This window comes from Arthrobacter sp. CC3, assembly GCF_039907775.1.
GTDB lineage: Bacteria > Actinomycetota > Actinomycetes > Actinomycetales > Micrococcaceae > Arthrobacter.
The window spans coordinates 1-6,708 of record NZ_JARCCY010000082.1; the positions used below are offsets into that span (position 1 = coordinate 1).

Sequence of the window (6,708 nt, forward strand, 5' to 3'; positions counted from 1 at the left end):
ATTTTTCCCGATCCGACAGGCATTCTCCGTTTAAACCGCCGCTACAACCTCAAACCGACCGGTGGATCGAGGCTAAGCGCCGGTGCCGCCGGGCGTCGGTGCTTCTAAGCATCGGTGCCGCTAAGCGGACCTAAGCCGCACTAAGCGGCCCTAAGCGTCCTTGCGGGGAACTTCGGTGCGGGGAATTTCTGAGCGGACGGTGATGTCCGGGTTGGCATCCACCAGGGTGTCCTCGGCGTCGGCGTCTTCCACCTCACCGGCGGTCCGGATGGGCTTGGCCCGGCCGGAGAACCGCTCATGCAGGGTGGCCGTGGCGGCGTCGCGCTGCTTCTGGAAGAACAGGTAGCTGATCGCGAAAGCGATGAGGCCGGCGCACACCGCGGCGAGCAGGATTCCGATTTGAAGGAAGCTGAACAGCACGAACAGCGGCACAAACAGTGCCAGACGGATCAGGGAGTATTTCATAAAGGCCACAGTCCAAGTTTAGCCGCCCGCCGCCCGGCGCCCGGACGCTAGACTGGTGGTATGCCCCGTGTATTGGTCGCCGTTGCCGTTCTTGCCATATTCGTCTATGGCCTCGTGGACGTGATCCGGACTGACAAGCACCTCACCAGGGGTATTTCCAAGACGGCCTGGATCGTGGTGATGGTTGTCCTCCCCGTGGTGGGAGCGGCACTTTGGTTCATCATCGGCCGGCCGCGTGGAAGCCGCCCTGCCCCGCAGTCCTACGCCCGCACCACAGCGCCGGATGACGACCCCGACTTCCTGCGCAACCTGGAAATCCGCCGTCGGAACCAGGCCGAAGCGGACCGCCTGAAAAAGCTCAAGGCTGAACTCCAGGCAGAGGAACGCAAGGTCAATGGCAGCCCTGCCGGCGGCGCCGAGGGCAAGGGGAAGCCGAACGGCACCCATCGGGGCGACAAGCACACCGAGGAATCACACCACCCCGAGACCGACGCGCACGGCACCGACGAGGTCAAGTAGCGCCTTTCGAGGTCACGTAGGGCTGGACGACGGCCACGTAGGGCTAGACGACCGAGTACGGCTAGACGACGGCCGAGCGCCGCTCGATCAGCACGGTGTCGCGCCATTGCCCGGCACAGGGGCCATGGGTCATAAGGGCGATGCGCCGCCGTCGTCCCACAACCGTGTAACCGTTGGCGAGATGGAGCCTCAGGCTGGCGTCGTTCTCGGGAAAGACACTGGCCTGGATCGTCCAGATCCCGCCGCCCTCGGTGGAGTCCGCCAGCGCCTGGAGCAGCAGCGCTCCCACGCCACGTCCGCGGGCGTCCGCAGCCACATAGACGGAGTGCTCCACCACCCCGGCGTAGGCCGGGCGCGATGACACCGCGGAGACTGCCGCCCAGCCAAGGATTCGGCCCTCCGGCGTCTCGCACACCAGCCGGTGCGGAAGCAGCCGTGAGGTATTGAACCGTTTCCAGTCCGGCGGCTCCGATTCAAAGGTGGCGTGACCGGTCTCAATGCCCTCGCGGTAGATCCGCCGGACCTCCGGCCAGTCAGCGTCCGTCATGGCGCGGATCGCGAGGCCTGGAGCAGGCTGCGGGTTCACAGGCTCTCGAGGAGTCCGGCCGTCTGTTCCAGTGCGCCCGGAACCAGGGAGTAATAAGCCCAGGTGCCGCGCTTTTCGCGGTGCAGCAGCCCGGCCTCCACCAGCACTTTCAAGTGGTGGGACACGGTGGGCTGGCCCAGGTCCAGCGGTTCCGTGAGGTCGCAGACGCAGGACTCACCCGAGTCGCCGGCCTTGACGATGGACAGCAACCGCAACCTGTTCGGGTCGGCTAGCGCCTTGAAGACCAGGGCCCGCTGCTGGGCCTCGTCAGCACTCAGCGCCGGCTTTACCGACGGGACGCAGCATGAGGCGTCCACGGGGGCTTCGACGATCTGCAGGGAGTTCATAGACCCATTATGCACATAGATTGACATTCATCGATATAGGTGGGGATACTCTCTATATCGATATTCATCAATTTATCTCTTACCGGTTGCATCAGGGCGCGGCGGCGCCGTCGGGCCCTTGATTGAAGGCCCCGTCCTTGTTGCACTTGTTTACGCGGCGCTGGGGCACAGCGCCTTCGAACCACTACCCAGGAGACCACATGACCGCCGAAGTGAGCACCGAACAGCTGATCATCATCGGGTCCGGCCCCGCCGGCTACACCGCAGCGATCTACGCCGCCCGCGCGGGCCTGAAGCCCCTGGTCCTGGCCGGATCGGTAACGGCCGGCGGCGCCCTGATGAACACCACCGAGGTGGAGAACTTCCCGGGTTTCCCGTCCGGCATCCAGGGCCCTGAGCTCATGGACGGCCTGCAGGAGCAGGCGCAGCGGTTCGGCGCCCAGGTGATGTTCGACGACGTCACTGAGGTGACGCTGGCCGGGCACCTCAAGCGTGTGGTCACGGGCGCCGGAGACATCTACGAGGCGCCCGCCGTCATCCTCGCCACCGGCTCCGCCTACAAGGAACTCGGCCTTCCCGAGGAGAAGAAACTCAGCGGCCACGGCGTCTCCTGGTGCGCCACCTGCGACGGCTTCTTCTTCCGCGACCAGGACATCGTCGTCGTCGGCGGCGGGGACTCAGCCATGGAGGAAGCCACGTTCCTGACCCGCTTCGCCCGGACCGTTACCGTGGTGGTCCGCAAGGGTGAACTCCGCGCCTCCCGCATCATGGCCCAGCGCGCCAAGGACAACCCCAAGATCAGCTTCGCCTGGCACTCCGCCGTGACCGCCATCCACGGCGACCCCAAAGTCACCGGTGTCACCCTCACGGACACCCGGACCGGGGAAACCCGCGAGCAGGCCGCCACGGGCATCTTCGTGGCGATCGGACACGTGCCGCGGACGGAACTCGTCGAGGGCCAGGTTGAGCTCGACGCCGAGGGTTACATCAAGGTGGACTCCCCCACCACGGTCACCAACCTGACAGGTGTCTTCGCCTGCGGCGACGCCGTAGACCACCGCTACCGCCAGGCCATCACCGCCGCCGGGACCGGCTGCGCCGCCGCCCTGGATGCGGAGCGGTACCTGGCCGCCCTGGATGATGCGGACAGCATTGCAACGGCCCTGGTCGAGGAACCCACCCACGCCTAGGGATTCACTGAACAGAGCTTCTCAACGGGAAGGAGGTGAGCTGAATGGACACCGGATGCTGCACCGACAACGGCTGCTGCGAGGACGAATCCTGCACGGATCAGGACTGCTGCTAGCCGCCCTCCCCGCCCGCCACCTTCCACCCTGCTTTCCCAACTAGGTAGCAGCAGATGTCGTTATGAGCCCTCAAAACGACATCTACTGCTACCTAGTTGGGCCGCGAACCGCCACACCAACTGATGAAAGAGGACACCTTGGATTCGACGACGAATCTTCCCGTTGCCGTGATCGGCGCCGGCCCCGTGGGCCTGGCCGCCGCCGCCCATCTCCTGGAACGCGGCCTGGAGCCGCTGATCTTCGAGGCTGGCCCGACGGCGGGAGCCGCCATTGAACAGTGGCGCCACATCCGGCTGTTCTCCCCATGGCGGTTCAACCTCGACGCCGCCGCCGTCCGCCTGCTCGAAGGCTCCGGCTGGGAATCGCCCCGGCCCACGGCCCTCCCCTACGGCGGCGAGCTGATCGATGATTACCTCGCACCGCTCGCCGCGCTCCCGGCCATCGCTTCCCGGCTGGAGAACGGTGCCCGGGTGGTTGCGGTAACCCGGTCCGAGATGGACAAGACCCACACCCGGAACCGGGACACCACACCGTTCGTGGTGCGTGTGGAAGGTGCGGGCGGGGAAGTCCGCGACCACACCGTGGCCGCCGTCATTGACGCCTCCGGCACGTGGTCCATCCGCAATCCGCTCGGCACCTCAGGCCTGCCCGCCATCGGCGAAGAGACCGCCGCGGACAGGATCTCCTCGCCGCTTCCCGACGTCACCGGCCGGGACCGCGCATCCTTCGCCGGGCGCCGAGTCCTGGTGGTCGGAGCAGGGCACTCCGCCGCCAACACGCTCATCAGCCTCGCGGACCTGGCCAAGAATGAAGCCGACACCCGGATCCTGTGGGCCGTCCGTGGCGCCTCCGCGGAAAAGGTCTACGGTGGCGGCGACGCCGACGGGCTGCCCGCCCGAGGCCAGCTTGGGAGCAGGCTCCGCCGGCTGGTCGAGGCCGGCACCATCGAACTGCACACCGGCTTCGGCATTTCCTCCTTCAAGTCCCTGGACTCGCACGTCACCGTGGCAGCCGTTGACGGGCGCACGCTGGACGCCGACATCGTGGTGCCCTGCACCGGGTTCCGGCCGGACCTGGATATCCTGCGCGAACTCCGGCTCGAACTGGACCCCGCCGTGGAGGCTCCGCGCCAGCTTGGCCCCCTGATCGACCCCGAATTCCACTCCTGCGGTACTGTTCCCCCGCACGGCGCCAGGCTCCTGGCGCACCCGGACAAGGACTTCTACATCGTCGGCATGAAGTCCTACGGCCGGGCCCCCACCTTCCTGCTGGCCACCGGCTACGAACAGGTCCGCTCAGTGGTGGCAGCCCTCGCCGGGGACCGCGAAGCCTCCGACACCGTCCAGCTCGAACTCCCGGAGACCGGCGTCTGCTCCTCCGACGCCGGCACCAGCTGCGACGTCCCCGCCGCAGCAGCCGCCGCGGACTCGGCGGAGTCCGGCTGCTGCGCGGCTCCGGAACCAGTCCTGGTGGGCTTCCCCACCGGCCTGCCCCCCGCCGCTCCGGCATCAACTAAGCCCCGCCCCGACCCCGCAAGCATCACCGCCCCCGAAGGAAACCTCACCCCTATGACCCAGGAACCCAGCAGCACACCAAAGACCCCGGCGGTCCTCTTCGTCTGCAGCAAGAACGGGGGCAAGTCCCAGCTCGCCGCCGGACTGATGAAACAGCTGGCCGGCGGGAGCGTCGCCGTCTACTCCGCCGGCACCAAACCGGGGAAGTCACTGAACCCGCAGTCCGTGGAGTCGCTGGCCGAACTCGGGATCGACATCACCGGCGAACACCCCAAACCGGTCACCGATGAAGTCCTGGCTGCCGTGGACGCCGTCATCGTCCTTGGCACGGAAGCAAAACTCGAACCCCGCGAAGGCACCCGGTTCGAGGTCTGGGAAACGGACGAACCCTCCGAGCGCGGCATCGAAGGCATAGAACGCATGCGCCTGGTCCGGGACGACATCAATGCCCGCGTCCGGAAGCTGTATGCGGAGCTGACCGGGGACTAGCATGCCCGCCCCGGCCGACGCCCCGGCCCTGGTGGCGGAGGGTGCACCCCGCGGCGGCCTTGCGGCCCTGTGCATCACCCAGACCACCGGCTGGGGCATCCTCTACTACGCCCTGCCAGCCGCCGTCCTGCCGATCACGGAGGACACCGGCTGGGAGCCGGCGCTGGTCATCGGAGCGTTTTCGGCCGGGCTCCTCGTATCCGCCGGCGCCGGCATCCTCGTCGGCCGCGCCCTGGACAGCACCGGCCCCCGCACCCTGATGATCGGCGGCTCGCTAGTCGGGGTCGCCGCCTTGGCCCTGGTGGCCCTGGCACCCGTCCTGCCGCTGTTCGCCGCTGCCTGGCTGCTGGCCGGCACGGCGCAGGCAGCGGTCCTGTACCAGCCGGCCTTCACCGTGATCACCCGCTGGTACGGCGCCGGGCGGGTCCGGCCACTGACCATCCTGACCCTCGCAGCCGGGTTCGCCTCCACCATCTTCGCTCCGCTCACGGCCGCGCTGTGCAGCAACATCGGCTGGCGGGCGGCCTTCCTGGTCCTGGCCGGGCTGCTGGGACTGATCACTGTGCCGCTGCACGCCCGCTATCTCAACAAAACCTGGAATGCTGACCTTCGACGGGGCACAGGAGCCCTGGACCGGAATAGCGTGCGCGCCCTCCGCCGCAGCCCTGAATTCCTCCGGCTGCAGGGCCTGATGGCGCTGCTGTGCCTCAGCCTATACGCCGTGACCCTGAACATCATTCCCCTGCTGATGGAAAAAGGCGCCAGCTACGCCGTAGCCGCGCTAGGACTCGGGCTCGTGGGCGCAGGCCAGGTCGGAGGCCGGCTGCTCTTCGGCTTCATTCCGGTCCGGACGCGGCTGCCTGCCATCACCGGCACTGCCGCCGGCGCGATCCTGCTGCTTGCCGCCCTGCCGGGACCCCTGCCTGCCCTGATCGCAGCGGGCAGCCTGGCCGGCGCTGTCCGCGGCTGCCACACCCTGCTGCAGGCCACTGTCGTCGCCGACCGCTGGGGAGCGCGGAACCTCGGCACCTTGCAGGGGACCTTCGCCGCACCGCTCACAGCAATCACCGCCGTCGCCCCCGCTGCCGGCCCGGCAGCGGCGGTTTGGCTCGGCTCTTACACGGGCATGGCCTACGCCATGGCCGGCGTCGCAGCGGCCGCTGCCTTCATGGCCGTCCTGGCATCCCGGCGCGGATAGTCCGGCACAGATATCCCGGCGCGGATAGTCCGGCGCAGTAGTCGGGTCCGGGGGCCGGTCGTCCGGGCCGGCGGCCTGGCTACAGGCCCGAGTAGGAGTGCAGGCCGTTGAAGAACTGGTTCACGATGGTGAAGTTGAAGACCACGCAGAGGTAGCCCACAATCGACAGCCACGCGGCCCGGGTGCCGGTCCAGCCGCGCGTGGCGCGGGCGTGCAGGTAGCCGGCGTAAACCACCCAGATCACGAACGTCCAGACTTCCTTGGTGTCCCAGCCCCAGAAGCG

The 6,708-nt window shown here is 67.8% G+C and carries 8 protein-coding genes and 1 pseudogene; 5 read left to right on the plus strand and 4 right to left on the minus strand.

What is annotated here, in order from left to right:
- Positions 1-150: 150 nt before the first annotated feature.
- Positions 151-465: a DUF4229 domain-containing protein gene (locus PV761_RS23835; protein WP_055804745.1), complete on the minus strand. Its 315-nt coding sequence runs from the start codon at positions 463-465 to the stop codon at positions 151-153.
- Positions 466-525: 60 nt separating this feature from the next.
- Here PV761_RS23835 and PV761_RS23840 point away from each other — a divergent pair, with 60 nt between their 5' ends.
- On the plus strand, positions 526-984 hold the full coding sequence (locus PV761_RS23840) for a PLDc N-terminal domain-containing protein (protein WP_347899999.1): 459 nt from the start codon (positions 526-528) through the stop codon (positions 982-984).
- A gap of 61 nt (positions 985-1,045) precedes the next feature.
- Here the strand turns inward: PV761_RS23840 and PV761_RS23845 are convergent, their stop codons facing one another.
- Both PV761_RS23845 and PV761_RS23850 read right to left on the minus strand, forming a co-directional pair.
- A complete protein-coding gene (locus PV761_RS23845; RefSeq protein ID WP_347900000.1) occupies positions 1,046-1,531 on the minus strand; it encodes an N-acetyltransferase family protein in 486 nt (161 codons plus the stop codon).
- Between the two features lie 35 nt (positions 1,532-1,566).
- Positions 1,567-1,917, minus strand: a complete 351-nt coding sequence (locus PV761_RS23850) for a metalloregulator ArsR/SmtB family transcription factor (protein WP_028269996.1) — start codon at positions 1,915-1,917, stop codon at positions 1,567-1,569.
- Between the two features lie 212 nt (positions 1,918-2,129).
- Here PV761_RS23850 and trxB point away from each other — a divergent pair, with 212 nt between their 5' ends.
- The 4 genes and pseudogenes from trxB to PV761_RS23870 all read left to right on the plus strand — a co-directional run bounded on the left by trxB (position 2,130) and on the right by PV761_RS23870 (position 6,425).
- Positions 2,130-3,107, plus strand: coding sequence for a thioredoxin-disulfide reductase (gene trxB, locus PV761_RS23855; RefSeq protein WP_347900003.1), 978 nt, complete (start codon positions 2,130-2,132; stop codon positions 3,105-3,107).
- Between the two features lie 239 nt (positions 3,108-3,346).
- Positions 3,347-4,714, plus strand: a pseudogene (locus PV761_RS23860) (FAD-dependent oxidoreductase); the annotation flags it as partial.
- A 78-nt stretch (positions 4,715-4,792) separates the two neighbouring features.
- Positions 4,793-5,227 carry a low molecular weight phosphatase family protein gene (locus PV761_RS23865; protein ID WP_347900004.1) on the plus strand — a complete coding sequence of 145 codons (435 nt, stop codon included), beginning with the start codon at positions 4,793-4,795 and terminating at the stop codon, positions 5,225-5,227.
- Between the two features lies 1 nt (position 5,228).
- Positions 5,229-6,425, plus strand: a complete 1,197-nt coding sequence (locus tag PV761_RS23870) for an MFS transporter (protein ID WP_347900001.1) — start codon at positions 5,229-5,231, stop codon at positions 6,423-6,425.
- A gap of 79 nt (positions 6,426-6,504) precedes the next feature.
- Here the strand turns inward: PV761_RS23870 and ccsA are convergent.
- Positions 6,505-6,708: cytochrome c biogenesis protein CcsA (gene ccsA, locus PV761_RS23875; RefSeq protein ID WP_347900002.1), on the minus strand; the 204-nt coding region annotated here is incomplete at its 5' end.

Bases quoted from the DNA above. Each gene is read 5' to 3' on its own strand.
- PV761_RS23840 (WP_347899999.1), top strand. From the start codon at position 526: ATGCCCCGTGTATTGGTCGCCGTTGCCGTTCTTGCCATATTCGTCTAT.
- PV761_RS23870 (WP_347900001.1), top strand. From the start codon at position 5,229: ATGCCCGCCCCGGCCGACGCCCCGGCCCTGGTGGCGGAGGGTGCACCC.
- PV761_RS23865 (WP_347900004.1), top strand. From the start codon at position 4,793: ATGACCCAGGAACCCAGCAGCACACCAAAGACCCCGGCGGTCCTCTTC.
- PV761_RS23835 (WP_055804745.1), bottom strand. From the start codon at position 465: ATGAAATACTCCCTGATCCGTCTGGCACTGTTTGTGCCGCTGTTCGTG.
- PV761_RS23845 (WP_347900000.1), bottom strand. From the start codon at position 1,531: ATGACGGACGCTGACTGGCCGGAGGTCCGGCGGATCTACCGCGAGGGC.
- PV761_RS23850 (WP_028269996.1), bottom strand. From the start codon at position 1,917: ATGAACTCCCTGCAGATCGTCGAAGCCCCCGTGGACGCCTCATGCTGC.